We start from the raw sequence: 19,518 nt of genomic DNA, 5'->3' as shown, positions 1-19,518 counted from the left end.
CCGACGATCAACGGGTTTCGGTGGTGCCCTCCGGCTGTGACTGACCACGCGGCGGGGCGGACCACGGCGACTCGCCGCCCACCCGGCGGGGCAGCGGCTCGGTCGGCGTCGGGTCGCCCGGGTAACCCAGGGTCGGCGGGGTGGTGTCCCGCTCCGCGGGCTCGTGGGGCGGCCAGTCGGTCAGCGTGAAGTCGTCGTTGCGGGGACCGTCGGCCGGAGCCGGCGTCGGCACGGCGGCCTGCTGGGTCGCCGGGCTCGGCCAGGGTCGCCAGCGCTGCACGCTGAACGTCGCCATCATCATCAGCAGGCCGATCAGGAAGAGCGTGCCGTTCTCCACCGGCAGCCGCAGTGGCAGCGGGTCGCCGAACACCTTCCACCCCTGCGGGACCGCGTCCCGCACCTCGAAGGGCGCCACGAACATCCCGACGTACGGGATGGCCAGCAGCAGCCCGGCCACCAGCGGACCCAGCGGCGAGACGCGCAGTGTGCCGAGCAGGCCCAGCAGGATGCCGCCGACACCGAGGTACACGGCTGGTTCGATCAGATTGGCCGTGTTGAAGGTGCCGATCTCCACCCAGCGGTCGACCGTCCGGCTCGACCCGTCCTGCCCGAGTGTGACCAGCACCCAGGTGATGGGCGCCACCACCAGCCCGGCGAGGAAGCTCCAGAGATGTCGCATCCGCGCACCGTACCGTTTCCGGCATGACCGAGCACCCCTCCGCCGCTCCGAACGGCAAGCCGACGTCGTACTCGCGGGTCACCCTGAGCAAGATCATGACCGCCGTCGACGTGAACCTCTACGGCACCGTGCACGGCGGCGTACTGATGAAGTTCGTCGATGACGTGGCGGGTGCCGCCGCCGCGCGGCACAGCGGCGGGACCGCGGTGACCGCCGCGATCGACGAGATCGTCTTCTCCGAGGCGGTCCGGGTCGGCGACCTGGTGCACGCGCACGCCCAGGTGAACTGGACCGGGCAGACCTCGATGGAGGTGGGCGTGCGGGTGGTCGCCGAGCGGTGGGACTCGGCCGAGGACGCGCCGGTCCGGGTGGCCACCGCGTACCTGGTCTTCGTCGGGGTCGACGTGGGCGGGGCGCCCCGGATGGTCCGCCCGGTGCTGCCGGAGACGCCGGAGGACGAGCGCCGGTACCGGGAGGCGGAGATCCGTCGCGCGCACCGTCTCGCGCGCCGCCGCGCGATCCAGGCGCACCGCGCCGGCTGAGGTGTCCTTCGCCGCTTCCCACATGGGTCGGTGGGGTGGAGTGTGGGCCGGGCACGCGTCGGTGGCCGGACCCGGTGCGCAGAATGGCGCTTCGAGGTAGGGCAAGATGGCGCCACGGCCCATTCACAGTGTCGTGCCGGGCCAGGGGAGGGTGGAGCAGTGGGTGACGTGCTGTGGACGCCGCCGGCGGACGTACGCGACCGGTCCCGGATCGGCGGCTACCTGCGCTGGCTTCGGGAGCACCGCGGGCTGGACTTCGCCGACTACGACGCGCTGTGGCGTTGGTCGGTCACCGACCTGGACGCGTTCTGGCGCTCGATCTGGGACCACTTCGAGGTCGTGTCGCACACCCCGCCGACCGCCACGCTGGCCGAGCGGGGGATGCCCGGTGCCCGCTGGTTCCCCGGAGCGACGCTCAACTACGCCGAGAACGTCCTGCGGATGCCCGGACGGGCCGACGACGACCCGGTGGTGATCGCGCACGGGCAGACCCGGGCACCGGTCACGCTGACCGCCGGCGAGCTGCGCGAGCAGGTCCGCCGGGTGGCGGCCGGGCTGCGCCGGCTCGGCGTCACCGCCGGTGACCGGGTCGCGGCGTACGCCCCGAACATCCCGGAGACGTACGTCCTGCTGCTGGCCACCGCCAGCCTGGGCGCGATCTTCTCGTCGTGCGCGCCCGAGTTCGGCACCCGCAGTGTCACCGACCGTTGGCAGCAGATCGAGCCGACCGTGCTGGTCGCCGTGGACGGCTACCGGTACGGCGACAAGCCGGTGGACCGGCGCGCGGAGGTCGCCGCCATCCGGGCCGCCCTGCCGTCGCTGCGGCACGCCGTCAGCATCGGCTACCTGGACCCGGTGGGCGCCCTGCCCGACGGCGCGCTGGGCTGGGCCGACCTGGCCGCACCCACCGACGAGCCGCTGGTGTTCACGCCGGTGCCGTTCGACCACCCGCTCTACGTGCTCTACTCCTCCGGCACCACCGGGCTGCCCAAGCCGATCGTGCACGGCCACGGCGGCATCCTGCTGGAGCACCTGAAGATGCTCGCCCTGCACCACGACCTGGGGTCGGCCGACCGGTTCTTCTGGTTCACCACCACCGGCTGGATGATGTGGAACTTCCTCGTCTCCGGCCCGGCGGTGGGCGCGACCATCGTGCTCTTCGACGGCAACCCGGGCCACCCCGACCTCGGTGGGTTGTGGCGGCTGGCGGCGGAGACCGGCACCACGTACTTCGGCACCTCGGCCCCGTTCCTGCTGGCCTGCCGCAAGGCCGGCCTGGTGCCCCGCGAGGTCGCCGACCTGTCCGCGCTGCGCGGCCTCGGCTCCACCGGTGCGCCGCTGCCCGCCGAGGGCTTCACCTGGGTGTACGAGACCGTCGGCACGCAGCTCCAGCTCCAGTCGCTCTCCGGTGGCACCGACGTCTGCACCGGCTTCGTCGGCGGGGTGCCGCTGCTGCCGGTGCACGCCGGTGAGATCACCTGCCGAGCGTTGGGCGCGAAGGTGGAGGCCCGCTCCGCCGACGGGACGCCGGTGATCGGCGAGCTGGGCGAGCTGGTGATCACCGAGCCGATGCCGAGCATGCCTGTGGGCTTCTGGAACGACCCCGACGGCACCCGCTACCGGGAGGCGTACTTCGACGTCTACCCGGGCGTCTGGCGGCACGGTGACTGGATCACCATCAACGACCGGGGCGGCTGCGTGATCACCGGGCGGTCGGACGCCACCCTCAACCGTGGCGGGGTGCGGCTGGGCACCGCCGAGTTCTACTCCGTCGTGGAGGGGCTGGACGAGGTGGTCGACTCCGTCGTCGTGCACCTGGAGGACGACGAGGGCGGCGCCGGCGAACTGCTGCTCTTCGTGGTGCTCGCCGAGGGCCTGGAACTGGACGACCCGATGCGCGCGAAGATCTGCCGCGAGCTGCGTACCGCGCTCTCACCCCGGCACGTGCCCGACGAGATCCACCAGGTACGCGCGGTGCCCCGCACCCTCTCGGCGAAGAAGCTGGAGGTCCCGGTCAAGAAGATCCTCACCGGCACCCCGGTCGACTCGGCCGCGGCGAAGGGCGCCCTGGTCAACCCCGAGTCCCTGACGGCCTTCGCCGCCTTCGCCCAGCGCCGGGCCACCGACAACACCCCCGCCTGAGAGCTCCTGCGTGGCGGCTCACTCGCTCACGTACCCCGCACGGCGTGCGCTCGGGCCGTGCCCCGGTAGCGACCCCGCGGTCAGACACGCGGGCCCGCCACGCCGCCCGGCGCCCAACCGGGGCACGGCGGGTGCGTCACGGGAGGGTGTGAGTGGCCTTTTCCGTGGTCCGGCGGGTGGCCAGGCGGGTCGGGTCGAGGTTGGCGCAGAGCACCACGGTGGCGGCCCGGGTCAGCGGGGCCAGCAGCCAGTCCACCGGGTCGGGGTACCGGTCCGCGTCGATGAGGACGCGAGCGCCGGCCTCGATGCCCAGCTCGGCGGCGCGGGCCTCGGCGCGGGCCAGCAGGGGAGCATCGGCGGGACCCGGCCCGGGCTGCGGGGTGAAGTGGTCGCCGTGCCGACGCACCTCGACCACGTAGTCGGCGAACCCGGGTGGCACCTGCCGTAGCGGTAAGGCGAGCGGGGCCAGCCCGAGGGCGTACCGCTCGTCGGCGGACCAGGACTGCGCCTCGTCGATCCGGTCGGCGGCGGCGAAGAGCACGTCCACCTCGCCCGGCGTGTCGATCACGGTCAGCTTGGCCGACCAGCAGCCCAGCAGCACCGCGGCGGTCTGCCAGTGCGCCGGCAGCAGCACCCCGGCGGGGGTGCCCGGTGCGAGGCCGACCTCGTCGACGAGGAGGTTGGCGGTCTTCGCCACCCAGTTCGCCAGTGTGGCGCCGGAAAGCTCTGTGCGGTCGCCGCTGGCATCGTCGTACCAGGTCAGCAACGGTCGGGTCGGGTCGGTCGCGATCGCGTCGGCGAACACCCGGGCAATGTTGTCGGCCATCGGCGCGAACGATACGCCCCTGTGGCCCGTACTCGAAGACGATGACAAGTCGGCGTACCGTCGGGTCGCAGTCAGCGTCGGCCCCGTGCTCCGGCGTAGGCTTGGCCCCCGGAGTGTTGTTCCCCACAGACCCGCCAGTGCAAGGAGTCGCCCCGTGACCGCCGGTCGCCCGCCCCGCGTGCTCATCGACGCCACGAGTGTCCCCGCCGACCGTGGTGGTGTCGGTCGATACGTCGATGGCCTGCTCGGCGCCCTCGGCAAGGTGTGCGGGTCGGGGGTGGAGCTGGCGGTGGTCAGCCTCCGCACCGACCTGGAGCGTTACAGCCGGATGCTGCCCGGCGCGGAGATCATCCCGGCCCCGGCCGCCGTGGCGCACCGCCCGGCGCGGCTCGCCTGGGAGCAGACCGGGCTGCCGCTGCTCGCCCAGCAGGTCGGCGCGCACGTGCTGCACTCGCCGTTCTACACCTGCCCGCTGCGGGCGGGGTGTCCGGTGACGGTCACCGTGCACGACGCGACGTTCTTCACCGAGCCGGAGCATTACGACAAGTCCCGCCGGACGTTCTTCCGCAGCGCCATCAAGACCTCGCTGCGCCGCGCCGACCGGGTGATCGTGCCCAGCAAGGCCACCCGGGACGAGCTGATCCGACTCCTCGACGCCGACCCGACGCGGATCGACGTGGCCTACCACGGCGTCGACCACGCCGCCTTCCACGCGCCCAGCGAGGAGGAGAAGGCCCGTGTGCGCGCCCGGTTGGGTCTGGGCAACAGCAGCTACGTGGCCTTCCTCGGGGCCAAGGAGCCCCGCAAGAACGTGCCGAACCTGATCCGTGGCTGGGCCCGGGCCGTGGCCGACCGGGTCGACCCGCCCGCGCTGGTGATCGCCGGCGGGCAGGGGCACGACGACGACATCGACCGCGCGGTGGCGGAGGTTCCCTCCCACCTGCGACTGCTGCGGCCCGGCTACCTGCGCTACGGCGACCTGCCCGGCTTCCTCGGCGGTGCCCTGGTCGCGGCCTACCCCTCCTACGGCGAGGGGTTCGGGCTGCCGATCCTGGAGGCGATGGCCTGCGCCGCCCCGGTGCTGACCACGCCCCGGCTCTCGCTGCCCGAGGTGGGCGGCGACGCGGTCGCGTACACCTCGGAGGACGCGGAGCAGATCGGCACCGACCTGGCCGCCCTGCTGGACGACGAGCAGCGCCGGTTGTCGCTGGCGAAGGCCGGTTTCGACCGGGCCAAGGAGTTCACCTGGGAGTCCAGCGCCGAGGTCCACATCGCCGCCTGGAGTCGCGCCCGCTCCTGACCGGCCGGGCGGCCGGCGACGGACCCGCCCACCCGGCCCGGGTCCGTCGGGCATGATGTGCGGATGCTCTATGCGGTCATCCCGGCAGGTGGCAGCGGCACGAGGTTGTGGCCGTTGTCCCGCGCCGGTCACCCCAAGTTCCTCCATCCGCTGACCGGTTCCAACGCTTCGCTGCTCCAGGCGACCGTGGAACGGCTCGCGCCGCTGGCCACACCGGATCGCACCCTTGTGGTCACGGGTGCCGCGCACGTCGCGGCGGTGGCCCGTCAGCTCACCGGGCTGCCGGAGGAGAACATCCTGGTCGAGCCCTCGCCCCGGGACTCCTGCGCGGCGATCGCGCTGGCCGCCGCGGTGATCTCGCTGCGCGACCGGGAGGCGGTGATGGGCAGCTTCGCCGCCGACCACCTGATCGGCGACGCGGAGAGCTGGGTGCGGACGGTCCGGGAGGCGGTCCGCGGGGCCGAGCAGGGCATGTTGATGACGGTCGGGATCACCCCGACCCGCCCGGAGACCGGCTACGGCTACCTGGAGACCGGCGACCCGACCGAGGGCTCGCCGTGGCGTCCGGTGGCGGAGTTCAAGGAGAAGCCGGCCGCCGAGGTCGCCGAGGCGTACGTCCGTTCCGGCCGGCACCTGTGGAACGCGAGCATGTTCGTCTGGCGGGTGGACGTGTTCCTCGCCGAACTGGCCCGCCAGCAGCCGGCCCTGCACGCGGGGGTCACCGCGATCGCCGCCGCCTGGGGCACCCCGGAGCAGGACGACGTGCTCGGTACGGTCTGGCCGACCCTGCCGAAGATCTCCGTCGACTACGCGGTGATGGAGGGCGCGGCCACCGCCGGTCGGGTGGCGACCGTGCCGGGCGACTTCGGTTGGAACGATGTCGGCGACTTCCACACCCTCGGTGAGGTGCTGCCGGCCGACGAGGCGGGCAACGTGGTGCTCGGCGCCGGCGCCAAGCCGGGTGTGCTGCTGCGGGACACCGCCAACCTGGTGGTGGTGCCCCAGTCCGGCCGACTGGTCGCCGTTCTCGGGGTGCGTGACCTGATCGTGGTGGACACCCCGGACGCGGTGCTGGTCTGCCCGCGCGACCGGGCCCAGGACGTCAAGGCCCTGGTCGACGAGCTCAAGGAGCGGGGCGAAGAGGGCTACGTCTGAGGGCCGCGAGGGCCGGCGCGACCAGTTGCACGGTCCCGCCGGCCAGCGGCTCGGGCAGCCGGTCCGGCGGGAACCAGCCCAGCGCCTCGGCCTCGTCGCTGACCTGCTCCACGGCGCCGGGCGGGGCGAGCACGGCGAACCGGACATCGTGGTGCAGGGAGCCGCCCTGGCAGCCCACCGGGTGGATGTCCACGTCGATCGGCACCGGGTCGATGCGCAGGCCGGCGATCCCGGACTCCTCGGTGGCCTCGCGCAGCGCCGCGCCGACCAGGGTGCGGTCGGTGGGCTCGCAGTGCCCGCCGAGCTGCACCCAGCGCCCGAACTTGCCGTGCAGGCAGAGGAGCACCCGCGAGCCGGTGTGGTCCAGCACCAGCGCGCTGGCGGTCACGTGGCCGGGGCGGTGGGGGCGGCTCATCGCGACCGGCCCGGCGGCGAGCAGCGCGAGGGTCCGGTCCCGGGCCTCGGCGGCGGCTGGGCTGGTGGGTCGCCAGCCGTCGAGCAGCGCGGTGGCGTCGGCGTGCAGCTCCGTGTAGTCGACGGGGTGGGCGGCGGGTCCGGTGAGCGCGGTGTCGGGCACCCCGTCACTGTACGAGCGCCCGATCCGTACGCTGGCGCGGTGACCCTGCGACTCGTCGAATTCGTGGTGGGCGGCAACGAGGCCAGCGACCTGTTGGCGGTGCGGTCGGCGGCGTTGCTGCGCGCGTACGGTGCCCGGCGGGGTTTCTGGACGGTGCTGGACGAGGGGCCGGTGGAACATTGCCTGGCCCTGCTGCTGGAGTTGGACGACGGCGAGTGGACGGCCCGGCACGTCGCGGCCGACGCGGGCGCGGAGAACGGCCGGACCGAGGATGGTGAGGCGCTCGCCCACCACGACGGCTGGGTGTACGTCTTCGGTTCCCACTTTGGCTCGAAGGCCGGCCCGCTGCGCCCCCGGCGTGCCTTCGTGGCCCGGTTCCGGGAGGACGACGCGGCGGCGGGGCTCCTGCCGGTGCACGTGGTGCGCAACCGGTTCCGGCTGCACCGGGCGGTGAACGACGCGCTGGCCGTGGCGCCGCTGACCCCGTTGCCGCCGGGGGAGCGGGTGCGGGACCGGTTCATCGTGGAGACCCTGGCCCGTGGCACCGCCCGGGCGAAGAGCTGGGTGAGCCGGCTGACCCCGGACGACCTGCCGCTGAACGTGGAGGCGGCGGCCTTCACACCGGCCGGCACGGTGCTGCTCGGGCTGCGCTTCCCGGTCACCGTGGCCGGTGAGCCGATCCTGGTGGAGGTGGCCGACGTGCCGGGCATGTTCGCGGCGGAGCCGGCGTGGCCGCGGGCGCTGCGGGCGTACGCGGTGACCGGGGTGACCCCGTCGGGTGAGCTGACCGGCTTCCGGGCGATCACCCCGACAGCCGACGGCGGGTACGCCGCGGTGATCGGCTCGATCGACGCGTTGGACAAGGGCTCGGTGCTGCTCGACGACCATCCGGGCGGGGGTGACGTCACCTCGCGGCACGTCCGGTTCCGGCTGGCGGCGGGCGAGTCGGGCGTCGCGGACCCGGGCGGGCACCTGCTCGCCGGGGAACCGGTCGCGGATCTGGCGCCGTTCCATCACGTGGAGGGGTTGGCCGAGCTGGACGGGCGGGTCTTCTACGTCACCGACGAGGACCACCGGGTCGCGCTCTGGGTCGGTTGAGCGGGGAGCGTCATGGTGCGACGACGGGATGACCGGACGGCACCTCTGCGGAGCAAGGGCCGCAGACCCTCGTGGTGCCGCCCGATCACCGGTCCTCCCCGGCCCCGGTGCCCCGGCACCGGATGCGTACGTGACGCACCGGCGCCGTGCTTGGGCACTGGAAGCATGCCGAACCGTCCCGTGGGACGTCGAGGTTTTTCAGCTCAGGCTTAAAGATGGAGATAAGTGCCGGCCAGGTAGAGTCGAACGGTCGCCCGGCATCCCTCTGCCGGAGACACGGGAGCCCTCCATGCTGAAGATCCACTTTTCCGGCGAGGACATCCTCCGGACCCGGGTGGCGCCGGCGGCGGACCCGGTCTGGGAGTTGGTCCTCAGCCTGCACGTCCTGCGGGGCGGCAACCGCGACCCGCTGACGTCGAACTGGCGGCGCACCGTGTCCCGGGAGCTGCGCCAGGACGCCGCCTCCGACCAGCTCCGGCTGCTCTTCGCGCTGAGCCCACCGCGCGGCTACTTCCCCGACTTCCTCACCCCGTACGCGAGCGTGGACGGTTTCGAGGCCGGGCTGGACGCCGTCCGCAGCACCCCCACGGAACTGCTGCACCGGGACCTGACCGTGCTGGCCGCCGAGACCCCGCTGCCGTCCTCGGCCGCCGCGCTGGCCCGGGGCGACGTGTCGACGCTGCGTCACCTCGCCGCGTCGATGGAGCAGTACCAGTCGCTGGCGATCAGCCCGTACTGGACCCGGATCCAGTCCGCGGTGGAGGCCGACCGGACCCGCCGTGCCCGGGCGTTGCTCGACGGCGGCGTGGAGGGACTGCTGACGAGTCTCCGACCGGCGATGCGCTGGGACGGTGGAGTGCTGGAGGTCCGGGACTACCCGCACAGCCGCGAGCTGCACCTGGACGGTCGAGGGCTGCTGCTGGTGCCGTCGTTCTTCTGCGCGGGCACCCCGGTCGCCCTGCTCGACCCGGCGCTGCCACCGGTGCTCGTCTACCAGGTGGACCGGCTGGGTGGGCTGGTGCCGGCCGACGGCACCACACCGGCGGTGTCGGGTGCCGTCCGCGACTCTCTCGCCGCGCTGCTCGGCCGCACCAGGGCGGCGGTGTTGCAGGCCAGCGACGACGGCTGCACCACCGGCGAGGTGGCGCGCCGGCTCAACATCTCACCGGCGGCGGCCAGCCAGCACGCCACCGTGTTGCGCAACGCCGGCCTGCTCGTGAGTCACCGGGACCGCAACACCGTGCTGCACACGTTGACCCCGCTCGGCCGGGCCATGCTGGACGCCTGACCCGGCCGGTCGCCTACAGGGCGAGCGCGGCGCTGGCGGGGCTGCCGGCGGGCGGGGGGAGCAGGACCGACCCGACGCCCTCGGCGGTCAGGGCGATCCGCAGCCGGTGCAGGTCGGCACCGAGGCGGACCAGGTCCATCGGGTCGACCGGGGCCGGTGCCGAGCCGAGCACCAGGGCGGTGGCGTCGCCCGGCCAGCCGGGCACCTGGGCGATCAGACCGGCGCGTACCTCCGCGTCCTCGACCAGGGTGAAGACCGTGCCGGGGGCGACCGCCCCGGCCACCGCGTCGATCGCCCGACGGACGGCGGCGAGATCGGCCGGGGTCTGGCCGGGAGCGTCGGCCAGGGTGACGGCGTCGGCCAGCCCGGCGGCCCGCGCCTCGGCCGTACCGAGGGAGAAGAGGTCCTGTGCGGCATCGCGGACCAGCGCACGGGCGCCGCCGGAGTCGTCCGGGCGGGTGGCGGAGAGGTAGCCCCGCACCACCGCGACCGGGACCTGGTCGCACTTGCCCTTGATCAGCTCGCCGGCGCCGGCCAGCTCGTCCACCACGGCCATCTGGGTCAGCTGCAACTCGTTGCCGTACGGATCCACCTCGCCCCGGTGGTCGCGGATGGCCGGCATCCCGGCCACTCCGAGCGCCACGTCGGTGAGCCCGTTGCGCCAGGGCCGACCCATGGTGTCGCTGACGATCACGGCGACGTCCAGGTCGAAGCGCTCCTGAAGGGCGGCGCGCAGTGCCCGGGCCGAGGCGTCCGGGTCCACCGGCAGCAGCACCAGCCGGGTCTTGTCCACGTTCGACGCGTCGATCCCGGCGGAGGCCATCACGAAACCGTGGTGGGTCTGCACGATCCGGGTCGGCCCCCGGCTGGCCACCACCCGGGCGGTCTCCGCCGCCAGCACCTCGTCCCGGGCGGTGAGCCGCTCGGGTCCGTCCGCCGGTACGTCGACCAGCCGCCCTTCGGCCTTGGACACGATCTTGCTGGTGACCACCAGCACATCGCCGTCGCGCAGCCAGGGCGCCGCGTTGGCGATCAGCGCCGCTAGGTCGTCGCCCTCGGTCACGTGGCCGATGCCCAGCACCGGCAGGATCTCCAGCCTCACGTCAACTCCACCGCGGCGCGGACCATCGCCGCCGTCGCCGCCTCGTCGGTCATCCGCAACGGCACCGCGCGGACCGTCACCTCCGGCACGAGAGTGCCCGCGTCCTCCTCGTCGACGAGCCAGCCGTTCAGCAGCCCGCCGTCGGCCCGGCCACCGTAGAGCCGACCCACGCCGGCCGCGCTGCACTCGACACCGAGCACGGCGAGGCAGCGGTCGGCCATCCCGCGCACCGGTGCGCCGCCGATGATCGGCGAGAGGCCCACCACCGGGGCGGGTCCGTCGACCACGGCCTCACGCAGGCCGGGCACGGCCAGCACCGGCGCGACGCTCACCACCGGGTTGCTCGGCGCGATCAGCACCAGGTCCGCCGCGCCGATCGCGTCCAGCACGCCCGGGGCCGGCTTCGCCGTCTCCGCCCCGACGAAGATGAAGCGGTGGGTGGGGATGTCGGCCCGGTGGCGCACCCACCACTCCTGGAAGTGGATCGCCCGCTGGCCCTCGCCGCCGTCGACGGTGCCAGCGCTGTTCGCGGGTGCGGGGCTCGCAAGCTCACTCCTCCCGCTCACGACAGCGTGGGTCTCCAGCCGGTCGTCGGTCGCCGGCAGCAGGCGTACGCCCGGCTCCCAGCGGGTCGCCAGTGCCTCGGTGACCGCGTGCAGCGGGTAACCGGCGTTGAGCATGGTGCTGCGCACCAGGTGGGTGGCGATGTCCTTGTCGCCGAGGCCGAACCAGGTCGGCTCCGCCCCGTACGCGGCCAGCTCCTCCTTGACCGTCCAGCTCTCCCCGACCCGGCCCCAGCCCCGCTCGGGGTCGGCGCCCCCGCCGAGGGTGTACATGACGCTGTCCAGGTCGGGGCAGATCTTCAACCCGTGCAGCCACAGATCGTCGCCGACGTTGACGATGGCGGTCACCTCGGCGCCGACCTCGCGGGCGTACGCCCGGACGCCGAGCAGGAACCGGGCGCCACCGATGCCGCCGGCCAGTACCACGATGCGCATGTCGACCATCCTCGCGCACGTGACGCCTCCGGTCCGCCGGTGGCCCGGGAGACTAGGCTCACGTGCGCCCTGTCCGTCCATGCCCCGAGGGGGAGCTCGTGACCAGCCCCGCCGAGCCCGCGTCCACCGACGCGACGCAGGCCCGTCAGCTGACCAAGCCACTACGCGAACTGGCTGCGCTCGCGCTGCTCGGCGCCAACGCCGTGTTCCTCTTCGTGGGCCTGCTGCGGCTGCTCAGCCCGAACGACTACAGCGACTTCACCGGCCGCGCGGGTAGCACCTTCTTCGCGTTCGTCGGGGTGGAGGCGGTGGCTCTGCCGCTGCTGGCGGTGCTGCTGGCCACCCACGTCTCGCCGGTGCTGCCGAAGGCGAAGCTGATCACGCAGGTGGCCCTCGGTGAGTACGCGGTCAGCGCGCTGTTCGGCGCGCTGACCATGCTGATCTGGACGGTGGGTCGGCTGGCCGAGGCCGAGGTGCTGGACGCGCTGCTCGGCGTGCTCAGCCGGTTCGCCTGGCTGATGATCTTCGCGGTCGCCGCCTGGGTGGTCTACACGCTCTGGCGTGCCCTCTACTACGTTCCCCGGCCCAAGCCCCAGCCCGGCGTTTACGGCCAGCCGCAGCCGGGATGGCCGCAGCAGCAGGGTGGCTGGCCCGCTCCGGGGCAGCCCGGCGGCCAGCCGGCGGGCGGATGGCCGGCACCCGGTCAGCCCGGCGGCTACCCGCCGGCGCAGTACCCCGGCCAGTACGGCCAGCCCTCGCCGCCGTTCCAGCCGGCCCCGCAGTCCACGCCGCCGTTCCCGCAGTCGGCTCCGCCGTTCCCGCAGTCCGCGCCGCCGGCCAACCCCGCGCCGCAGTCGGCGCCGCCCGCGCCGGCCGCACCGCCGTTCGGGCAGCCACCGTCGGCCGACCCGACCCAGGCCATCCCGCGTCAGTCCGCCGACCCGACCCAGGCCATCGCCCGCCCCGGTGACTCCGACGGCGACCGTACCCAGCGGATCAACCCGGGCGAGCACCCGGAACAGCCACGCTGAGCCGGCTCCGGCAGGTCTCTTGATGGTCGGTGGGTCGTCGGCGGATCCGCCGGACCACTGACCATCAAGAGGACCGGCGTGCCCTTTCCCACCCTGCGGGCCGGGACCGGTGGGGCCGACCGGCGCAACGCATAGGCTGAGCGAATGGTTGATCGCACCCACTCCGGTCCGAGCGAGGCGAGTGTGCGGCGGGCCCTGGGCCGGGCCGCGACCGGTCGGGCGCTGGACGTCGACGAGGCGACCGCGTTGCTCTCCGCCCGCGGTGAGGCGCTAGACGAGCTGCTCCGGGTCGCCGGTGGGATCCGCGACGCCGGGCTGCGCGAGGCCGGCCGGCCGGGCGTGGTCACGTACTCGAAGAAGGTCTTCATCCCGCTGACCCGGCTGTGCCGGGACCGCTGCCACTACTGCACGTTCGCCACCGTGCCGCACCGGCTGCCGGCGCCCTTCCTGGACCGCGACGAGGTGCTGGCCATCGCCCGGGCCGGCGCCGCCCAGGGCTGCAAGGAAGCCCTGTTCACCCTCGGTGACCGGCCGGAGGAGCGCTGGCCGGCAGCCCGGACCTGGCTGGACGAGCGCGGCTACGACTCCACCCTGGACTACCTGCGCGCCTGCGCGGTCGCGGTGCTGGAGGAGACCGGCCTGCTGCCGCACCTCAACCCCGGCGTGCTGTCCTGGTCGGAGCTGCAACGACTCAAGCCGGTCGCGCCGAGCATGGGCATGATGCTGGAGACCACGGCGACGCGGCTCTGGTCCGAGCCGGGCGGCCCGCACTTCGGCTCCCCGGACAAGGAGCCGGCGGTCCGGCTGCGGGTGCTCGACGACGCCGGCCGGGTGGGGGTGCCGTTCACCACCGGCATCCTGATCGGCATCGGGGAGACCCCGGCCGAGCGGGTGGACGCGCTCTTCGCGATCCGCCGCGCCCACCGGGAGTACGGCCACCTCCAGGAGGTGATCGTGCAGAACTTCCGCGCGAAGCCGGACACGGCGATGCGCGGCATGCCCGACGCGGAGCTGCACGACCTGGCCGCCACGGTGGCGGTGGCCCGGCTGCTGCTCGGCCCGAGGGCCCGGATCCAGGCCCCGCCGAACCTCATCGCCGGGGAGTACGGCCTGCTGCTGCGGGCCGGCATCGACGACTGGGGTGGCGTCTCCCCGCTCACCCCGGACCACGTCAACCCGGAACGCCCCTGGCCGCAGATCGAGGAGCTGGCCCGGCACACCGAGCTGGGCGGGTTCACCCTGCGCGAGCGGCTGACCATCTACCCCGAGTACGTGCGCGCCGGCGACCCGTGGCTCGACCCGCGGCTACTGCCGCACGTGAGCGCGCTGGCCGACCCGGCCACCGGGCTGGCGGTCGAGTCGGCCCGTCCGCAGGGCCGCCCCTGGCAGGAGCCGGAGGAGGTGTTCGGCGGGCGGGTCGACCTGCACGCCACCATCGACACCACCGGTCGGACGGACGACCGGCGGGGCGACTTCGACAGCGTCTACGGGGACTGGGCGGAGGTCGCCACGAAGGTGACCGCCGGGCCGGCCGCCCTCGCCGGCGACCACGACCTGCGGGCCGGGCTGCGCCTTGCCGCCGACGACCCGGCCGCGCTGCTGGAGCCCGGCAACACCGATGCGGCGCTGGCGCTGTTCGCGGCGGACGGGCCGACGCTGGACGAGTTGTGCCGGCTGGCCGACGACGTGCGCCGGGACGCGGTCGGCGACGACGTCACCTACGTGGTCAACCGCAACATCAACTTCAGCAACGTCTGCTACGTCGGCTGCCGGTTCTGCGCCTTCGCCCAGCGGGAGCGCGACGCCGACGCGTACCGGCTCTCCGTCGACCAGGTCGCCGACCGGGCCGAGGAGGCGTGGGCGGCCGGTGCCAGCGAGGTCTGCCTCCAGGGCGGCATCGACCCGAAGATGCCGGTCACCGGCTACGCCGACATCGTGCGTGCGATCAAGGCCCGGGTGCCCGAGATGCACGTGCACGCGTTCTCGCCCATGGAAATCGTCACCGCGGCCGCGAAGGCGGGCGTGCCCGTACGCGAGTGGCTGACCCAGCTGCGCGAGGCCGGTCTGGACACCATCCCGGGCACCGCCGCGGAGATCCTCGACGACGACGTGCGCTGGGTGCTCACCAAGGGCAAACTGCCGGCCGCCGCCTGGGTCGACGTGGTCAGCACCGCCCACGAGCTGGGCATCCGGTCCAGCTCCACGATGATGTACGGCCACGTCGACCACCCCGGGCAGTGGCTGGCGCACTTCCGGGTGCTGGCCGGTGTGCAGGACCGCACCGGCGGCTTCACCGAGTTCGTGGCGCTGCCGTTCGTGCACACCAACGCCCCGATCTACCTGGCCGGCATCGCCCGGCCAGGGCCGACCTGGCGGGAGAACCGGGTGGTGCACGCGATGTCCCGGCTGCTGCTGCACGGCCGGATCGACAACATCCAGTGCTCGTGGGTGAAGCTGGGCGACGAGGGCACGGTGGCGATGCTCCAGGGCGGCTGCAACGATCTGGGCGGCACGCTGATGGAGGAGACCATCTCCCGGATGGCCGGCTCGGGCAACGGCTCGGCGCGGACCGAGGAGCAGTTGCGGGCCATCGCGGTGGCGGCCGGACGTCCAGCCCGCAAGCGGACGACCGCGTACGGTCACGTCCGGCCCTGAGGTCGAACCTTTTCCCGCCACCGGCCGTACCAAGCGGTGCCGGCGGCGGTCGCGGCGAGGGCCGCCGCCGGTGTCCCCCTGGGGCCCGGCGGCGTCGGTAGGCGGCGCGGGACCCGTCCGTCTGAGCGGGCGCGTTCGCGCCGCCGCCGAAAGGTTGCCCATGACCAGTGATCAGCGGAAGCGGCCCTGGCCGCGACTGACCCGCCGGCAGACGTTGACCGCCGCGGCCAGCGCCACCCTCGGTGCCGCGGCCCTCACCGTGCCGGGCCTGTCAGCCGCGCAGAACGCCCCGGGCGCGGCCGCCCGGGCCGACGAACCGATCGTCGTGCACCTGCGTGACGCCGCCAGCGGAACGATGGACGTCTTCGTCGGCGAGTCCCGCATCGAGGTACGTGACCGTGGCCTTGCGGACCAGCTGCGGCGCGCCGCCCGGCGCTGACCCGGCGCTCACTCCGCTCGTCACCCTGTCCCCGCCCAGTGAGGTTGGTCCGTCATGTCTTCCCACCGTGAAGCCCCGGAGATAGCCAAGGATCCGGTCGCCGACAGCTCCGACCTGTACGCGTTCGTGAGCCCCGACAAGCCCGACTCGGTCACGCTGATCGCCAACTACGTGCCGCTGCAGCTCCCCTCCGGGGGCCCGAACTTCTTCGAGTTCGGTGACGACGTGCGCTACGAGATCCATATCGACAACGACGGCGACGGCCGTCCGGATGTCACCTACCGGTTCGAATTCACCATTGAGATCACCAACCCGAACAGTTTTCTCTACAACACCGGCCCGATCGAGTCGCTGGACAGCAGGAACTGGAACCGGCGGCAGTTCTACAGCCTGACCCGGGTGGCCGACGGCCGGGAGCACCGGCTGGCGCACAAGCTGCCCTGCCCGCCGTGCAACGTCGGGCCGCTCTCCACCCCGAAGTACGCCGAGCTGGTGCGGCAGGCCACCTACTCGCTCTCCACCGGGGAGCGGGTCTTCGCCGGGCAGCGCGCCGACGGCTTCTTCGTCGACCTGGGAGCGATCTTCGACCTCGGCACCCTGCGGCCGTTCCAGCAGTTGCACGTGGCCGGCAAGAAGATCTTCAAGGCCGAGGGTGAGCCGGTCAACGCCACCGACCGGATGAACGTGCACAGCATCGCGGTGCAGGTGCCGCTGAGCCGGGTGCGCCGGCGCGCCAACCGGTACGGCGCGGCCGACCGCGCGTCGGTGATCGGGGTGTGGACGTCGGCGTCCCGCCGGCAGGTCCGGGTGCTCGGTGACCGGGCCGCCGCGGACACCGCCACCGGCCCGTTCACCCAGGTCTCCCGGTTGGGCAATCCGCTGTTCAACGAGGTCATCGTGCCGATGTCCAAGAAGGACCTGTGGAACTCGCTGCCACCGTCGGAGGACAAGCGGTTCGCGCAGTTCGTCGAGCAGCCGGAGCTGGCGGCGCTGCTGCCGGCGCTCTACCCGGACGTCTTCCCCAACCTGGACAGGCTCACCAAGGCCAAGAAGGCCCGTGCCGACCTCGTGGCGATCCTGCTCACCGGTGTGCCGGCGGGGCTGATCGACGGCTTCACCAACGCCACCGGCGACGTGCAGGCCGACATGCTCCGGCTGAACACGGCGATCCCGCCGACTCCGCGTCCAGACCGGTTCGGGGTGCTCGGCGGTGACCTGGCCGGCTTCCCGAACGGGCGGCGGGTCGGCGACGACGTGGTGAGCATCGCGCTGCGGGCGATCGCCGGGTTGACCGTCCCGCTGGTGGACAGGACGTTCCGTCCGGACGCGGCGGCGGCCGCGCTCACCCCGGGGTTGAGCGCCGCCGACGTGACCGCCCCGTTCCTCGGAAACTTCCCCTACCTGGGTACGCCGTACGACGGGTTCAACAACCCGCCGGCGTCGTCCTGACCACGCGGGGGAGCAGCGGATGCACGAGCACGCGTACGGGCCGTCCGAGACCGGGAGTGTCGTCCTCGATCTGGGCGGCGAGACCGGAGCTCTCATCGTCTACACGGGCCGGGATCTGCACGGCCGGGAAATCGAGATCAGCCGGGACGGTGACCGGCGGACCCACTCGGCGGTACGGGAGCGACGGGTACGGGACGGCTCCTTCCACAGTGCGGTCTACCCGGATCTGCCCGCGGGCATCTATACCGTCTGGTGGGACAACGACACGTCGGCCGGGACGGTTTCTGTCCATGGTGGAGCGATAGCCGAGTTCGTGTGGCCGAGCAGGGGATTGGCGGCTTCCGGCTGACTCCACCGCACCCGTTCTCCGCTCGCGCCCCGTCCACATGGTGGACGGGGCGCGAGCGCTGTCCATCGCTCGACGGGCAGTCTGGGCCGTGCCGCGTTAACCTGTTGCCCACCAAGATCAGCTTTGTGAGAGGGGGCCGGTCGATGTTTCTGGCGGCGCCGTGGCGGCGGACTGCCGCGGGAGCGCCACGGCAGAAAAGTCGTGCAACTCGCCGGAGAGGGCGTTACTCGGCCGGGGTCTGAATCGATAGGGCAGGTTGCGAGGCTGGACGACCCGATGGGTCGTTCGAGGTGTCGGGAGGGCGACTCCATTATCAAGTTTGGCTTGACGGCGCACGTATTACACGCGTGTAATTTGAATGGGGTTGTTCGCACGGAACGCAACAAAACGGGACCGGACGGACAAGCACGCCTTTCGCGTGGGGGGTTGCAGCGGCGATGACGCCGGTGCGCGACAAGGAGGCATTTGATGGACGGCCAGCTTGAGGTGGCCGACCTGCTCGGAAACGCGCCGGAGTGGCAGGAGCGGGCGCTGTGCTCGCAGACCGACCCCGAGGCGTTCTTTCCCGAGAAGGGCGGCTCGACCCGCGAGGCGAAGAGGATCTGCTCGCGCTGCGAGGTCAAGACCGAATGTCTGGAATACGCTCTCGGTCACGACGAGCGGTTCGGCATCTGGGGTGGGCTCTCCGAGCGGGAGCGGCGCAAGTTGAAGCGGCGGGCCGCCTGAGCGGTGTCGGGTCGGGGCGGTGGGGGCCGCCCGGCTCGGCCGCGCGGGGACGACTCAGGCCAGCTCGTCGGGGTCGACCCCGAGCAGGTTCGCCACCTGTTCGATGATCACGTCATGCACCAGGTCGGCGAGGTCCTCGCGGTCCATCGCCCGGAACTCCAGGGGCCGTCGGTACAGCACGATCCGCGGCGGCACCTCCTGCCGCCCGGGGCGGCCGGGCAGCAGCCGCGCCAGCGGGACCTCGCCGTCCTCCAGCACGTCGGAGTCGTAGACGTTCAGGTCCGGCGGCACGTCCTCGACCGCGAACTCGACGCCGGCCAGCTCCTTGGCGAAGCGGCGCTCCAGCGTCTCGACGGTGTCCAGGACCAGGTCGTCGAAGACCTCCGCCTTGGTCCGCGCCAGCGGCACGGTGGCCGGCACCAGCCGCCCGCGCAGGCCGCGTCCGTGCCGGTCGCGGTGCCCACGCCGGCCGGAGCCGGGGCGGCGGTGTTCCGGGCTCGTCATGAGGCAAAGGGTAGCGCCCGCGCCGGGCTGGCCAGCGGCAGCGCCGCTCCCGTGGCGCGGCGCGCCCAGGACGGTCAACTGTGATCACCACGACGGGCGTGTCGCAACGCGAAGCGATGCGCCGGACCCGGTAATGGAGATACCCTGCCGCACGTGAGGTCACCACGGCGCTGCTCCCGTAACGGCTGCCCCCGGCAAGCGGTCGCCACATTGACCTATGTCTACAACGAGTCGACAGCGGTGGTGGGTCCCCTGGCGGCCTTCGCCGAGCCGCACACCTACGACCTGTGTGAGCCGCACGCCCGCAGCCTGACCGCGCCGCGGGGCTGGGACGTGGTCCGGCACGAGGGCGAGTTCGAGCCGCCGCCGCCGACCACGGACGACCTGGTCGCGCTGGCCGAGGCGGTCCGTGAGGCCGCCCGCCCGGCCCCCCGCCCGCCCGAGGACCCCCACGACCGGTCCCACCCCGACCAGTCCCACTCCACCGGCCGCCGGGGCCACCTCCGCGTGATCCCCCCCAACCACTAACCCACCCCACACCGCCCCACCCCACGGTGCGCCGAACCAGGCCCTCCCGTTGATCATGAAGTTATTGCCACGACTCGCCGAGGCGAGGGGCAATAACTTCATGATCAACCGGGCGGGGTGGGGTGGGGTG

At 73.0% G+C, this 19,518-nt stretch carries 19 protein-coding genes; 13 read left to right on the top strand and 6 right to left on the bottom strand.

What is annotated here, in order from left to right; genetic code table 11:
* Positions 1-7: 7 nt before the first annotated feature.
* A complete protein-coding gene (locus M8C17_RS26575) occupies positions 8-679 on the bottom strand; it encodes a hypothetical protein (protein ID WP_252419291.1) in 672 nt (223 codons plus the stop codon).
* Positions 680-702: 23 nt separating this feature from the next.
* On the opposite strand from M8C17_RS26575, the gene M8C17_RS26570 reads away from it, so the two are divergent.
* Both M8C17_RS26570 and M8C17_RS26565 read left to right on the top strand, forming a co-directional pair.
* A complete protein-coding gene (locus M8C17_RS26570; protein ID WP_252419290.1) occupies positions 703-1,221 on the top strand; it encodes an acyl-CoA thioesterase in 519 nt (172 codons plus the stop codon).
* A gap of 159 nt (positions 1,222-1,380) precedes the next feature.
* Positions 1,381-3,363 (top strand): acetoacetate--CoA ligase, encoded by a 1,983-nt coding sequence (locus tag M8C17_RS26565; RefSeq protein ID WP_252419289.1) that lies wholly within the window; start codon positions 1,381-1,383, stop codon positions 3,361-3,363.
* A 136-nt stretch (positions 3,364-3,499) separates the two neighbouring features.
* Here M8C17_RS26565 and M8C17_RS26560 read toward each other — a convergent pair whose 3' ends face one another.
* Positions 3,500-4,189, bottom strand: a complete 690-nt coding sequence (locus M8C17_RS26560; RefSeq protein ID WP_252419288.1) for a TIGR03089 family protein — start codon at positions 4,187-4,189, stop codon at positions 3,500-3,502.
* Between the two features lie 154 nt (positions 4,190-4,343).
* Between M8C17_RS26560 and M8C17_RS26555 the strand changes: the two genes are divergently transcribed.
* Both M8C17_RS26555 and M8C17_RS26550 read left to right on the top strand, forming a co-directional pair.
* Complete coding sequence (locus M8C17_RS26555; RefSeq protein ID WP_252419287.1) at positions 4,344-5,489, top strand: glycosyltransferase family 1 protein; 1,146 nt, start codon at positions 4,344-4,346, stop codon at positions 5,487-5,489.
* A gap of 63 nt (positions 5,490-5,552) precedes the next feature.
* Positions 5,553-6,644, top strand: coding sequence for a mannose-1-phosphate guanylyltransferase (locus tag M8C17_RS26550; RefSeq protein WP_252419286.1), 1,092 nt, complete (start codon positions 5,553-5,555; stop codon positions 6,642-6,644).
* Here M8C17_RS26550 and M8C17_RS26545 read toward each other — a convergent pair.
* Positions 6,613-7,221, bottom strand: coding sequence for an NUDIX hydrolase (locus tag M8C17_RS26545; protein ID WP_252419285.1), 609 nt, complete (start codon positions 7,219-7,221; stop codon positions 6,613-6,615). The two genes, M8C17_RS26550 and M8C17_RS26545, sit on opposite strands and share 32 nt — an antisense overlap.
* Before the next feature lie 39 nt (positions 7,222-7,260).
* Between M8C17_RS26545 and M8C17_RS26540 the strand changes: the two genes are divergently transcribed.
* Together M8C17_RS26540 and M8C17_RS26535 are read left to right on the top strand one after the other, a co-directional pair.
* On the top strand, positions 7,261-8,319 hold the full coding sequence (locus tag M8C17_RS26540; protein ID WP_252419284.1) for a DUF4185 domain-containing protein: 1,059 nt from the start codon (positions 7,261-7,263) through the stop codon (positions 8,317-8,319).
* 289 nt (positions 8,320-8,608) lie between these two features.
* Complete coding sequence (locus M8C17_RS26535) at positions 8,609-9,607, top strand: winged helix-turn-helix domain-containing protein (RefSeq protein WP_252419283.1); 999 nt, start codon at positions 8,609-8,611, stop codon at positions 9,605-9,607.
* Between the two features lie 13 nt (positions 9,608-9,620).
* On the opposite strand, the gene M8C17_RS26530 is transcribed toward M8C17_RS26535, so the two are convergent.
* Both M8C17_RS26530 and cofD read right to left on the bottom strand, forming a co-directional pair.
* Positions 9,621-10,709 (bottom strand): coenzyme F420-0:L-glutamate ligase, encoded by a 1,089-nt coding sequence (locus M8C17_RS26530; protein WP_252419282.1) that lies wholly within the window; start codon positions 10,707-10,709, stop codon positions 9,621-9,623.
* Positions 10,706-11,707 (bottom strand): 2-phospho-L-lactate transferase, encoded by a 1,002-nt coding sequence (cofD, locus tag M8C17_RS26525; protein ID WP_252419281.1) that lies wholly within the window; start codon positions 11,705-11,707, stop codon positions 10,706-10,708. Before cofD ends, M8C17_RS26530 begins: the two co-directional genes overlap by 4 nt.
* 98 nt (positions 11,708-11,805) lie before the next feature.
* On the opposite strand from cofD, the gene M8C17_RS26520 reads away from it, so the two are divergent.
* The 6 genes from M8C17_RS26520 to M8C17_RS26495 all read left to right on the top strand — a co-directional run bounded on the left by M8C17_RS26520 (position 11,806) and on the right by M8C17_RS26495 (position 18,356).
* Complete coding sequence (locus tag M8C17_RS26520; RefSeq protein ID WP_252419280.1) at positions 11,806-12,738, top strand: hypothetical protein; 933 nt, start codon at positions 11,806-11,808, stop codon at positions 12,736-12,738.
* A 144-nt stretch (positions 12,739-12,882) separates the two neighbouring features.
* Complete coding sequence (locus M8C17_RS26515) at positions 12,883-15,393, top strand: bifunctional FO biosynthesis protein CofGH (protein ID WP_252419279.1); 2,511 nt, start codon at positions 12,883-12,885, stop codon at positions 15,391-15,393.
* A gap of 160 nt (positions 15,394-15,553) precedes the next feature.
* Entirely contained in the window at positions 15,554-15,832 is a 279-nt protein-coding gene (locus M8C17_RS26510; protein WP_252419278.1) for a hypothetical protein, read from the top strand.
* A 54-nt stretch (positions 15,833-15,886) separates the two neighbouring features.
* A complete protein-coding gene (locus M8C17_RS26505) occupies positions 15,887-17,281 on the top strand; it encodes a DUF4331 domain-containing protein (protein ID WP_252419277.1) in 1,395 nt (464 codons plus the stop codon).
* A 19-nt stretch (positions 17,282-17,300) separates the two neighbouring features.
* Entirely contained in the window at positions 17,301-17,630 is a 330-nt protein-coding gene (locus tag M8C17_RS26500; protein WP_252419276.1) for a phospholipase, read from the top strand.
* A 468-nt stretch (positions 17,631-18,098) separates the two neighbouring features.
* Positions 18,099-18,356 (top strand): WhiB family transcriptional regulator, encoded by a 258-nt coding sequence (locus tag M8C17_RS26495; protein WP_007455784.1) that lies wholly within the window; start codon positions 18,099-18,101, stop codon positions 18,354-18,356.
* A gap of 54 nt (positions 18,357-18,410) precedes the next feature.
* On the opposite strand, the gene M8C17_RS26490 is transcribed toward M8C17_RS26495, so the two are convergent.
* Complete coding sequence (locus tag M8C17_RS26490) at positions 18,411-18,860, bottom strand: metallopeptidase family protein (RefSeq protein ID WP_252419275.1); 450 nt, start codon at positions 18,858-18,860, stop codon at positions 18,411-18,413.
* A 153-nt stretch (positions 18,861-19,013) separates the two neighbouring features.
* Between M8C17_RS26490 and M8C17_RS26485 the strand changes: the two genes are divergently transcribed.
* A complete protein-coding gene (locus M8C17_RS26485; protein WP_089017640.1) occupies positions 19,014-19,388 on the top strand; it encodes a DUF3499 domain-containing protein in 375 nt (124 codons plus the stop codon).
* Positions 19,389-19,518: the final 130 nt, after the last annotated feature.

This window comes from Micromonospora sp. RHAY321, assembly GCF_023896955.1.
Taxonomy (GTDB): domain Bacteria; phylum Actinomycetota; class Actinomycetes; order Mycobacteriales; family Micromonosporaceae; genus Micromonospora.
Note: the sequence above shows the minus strand (reverse complement) of the source record. Positions and strands in the feature narration are given on the sequence as shown.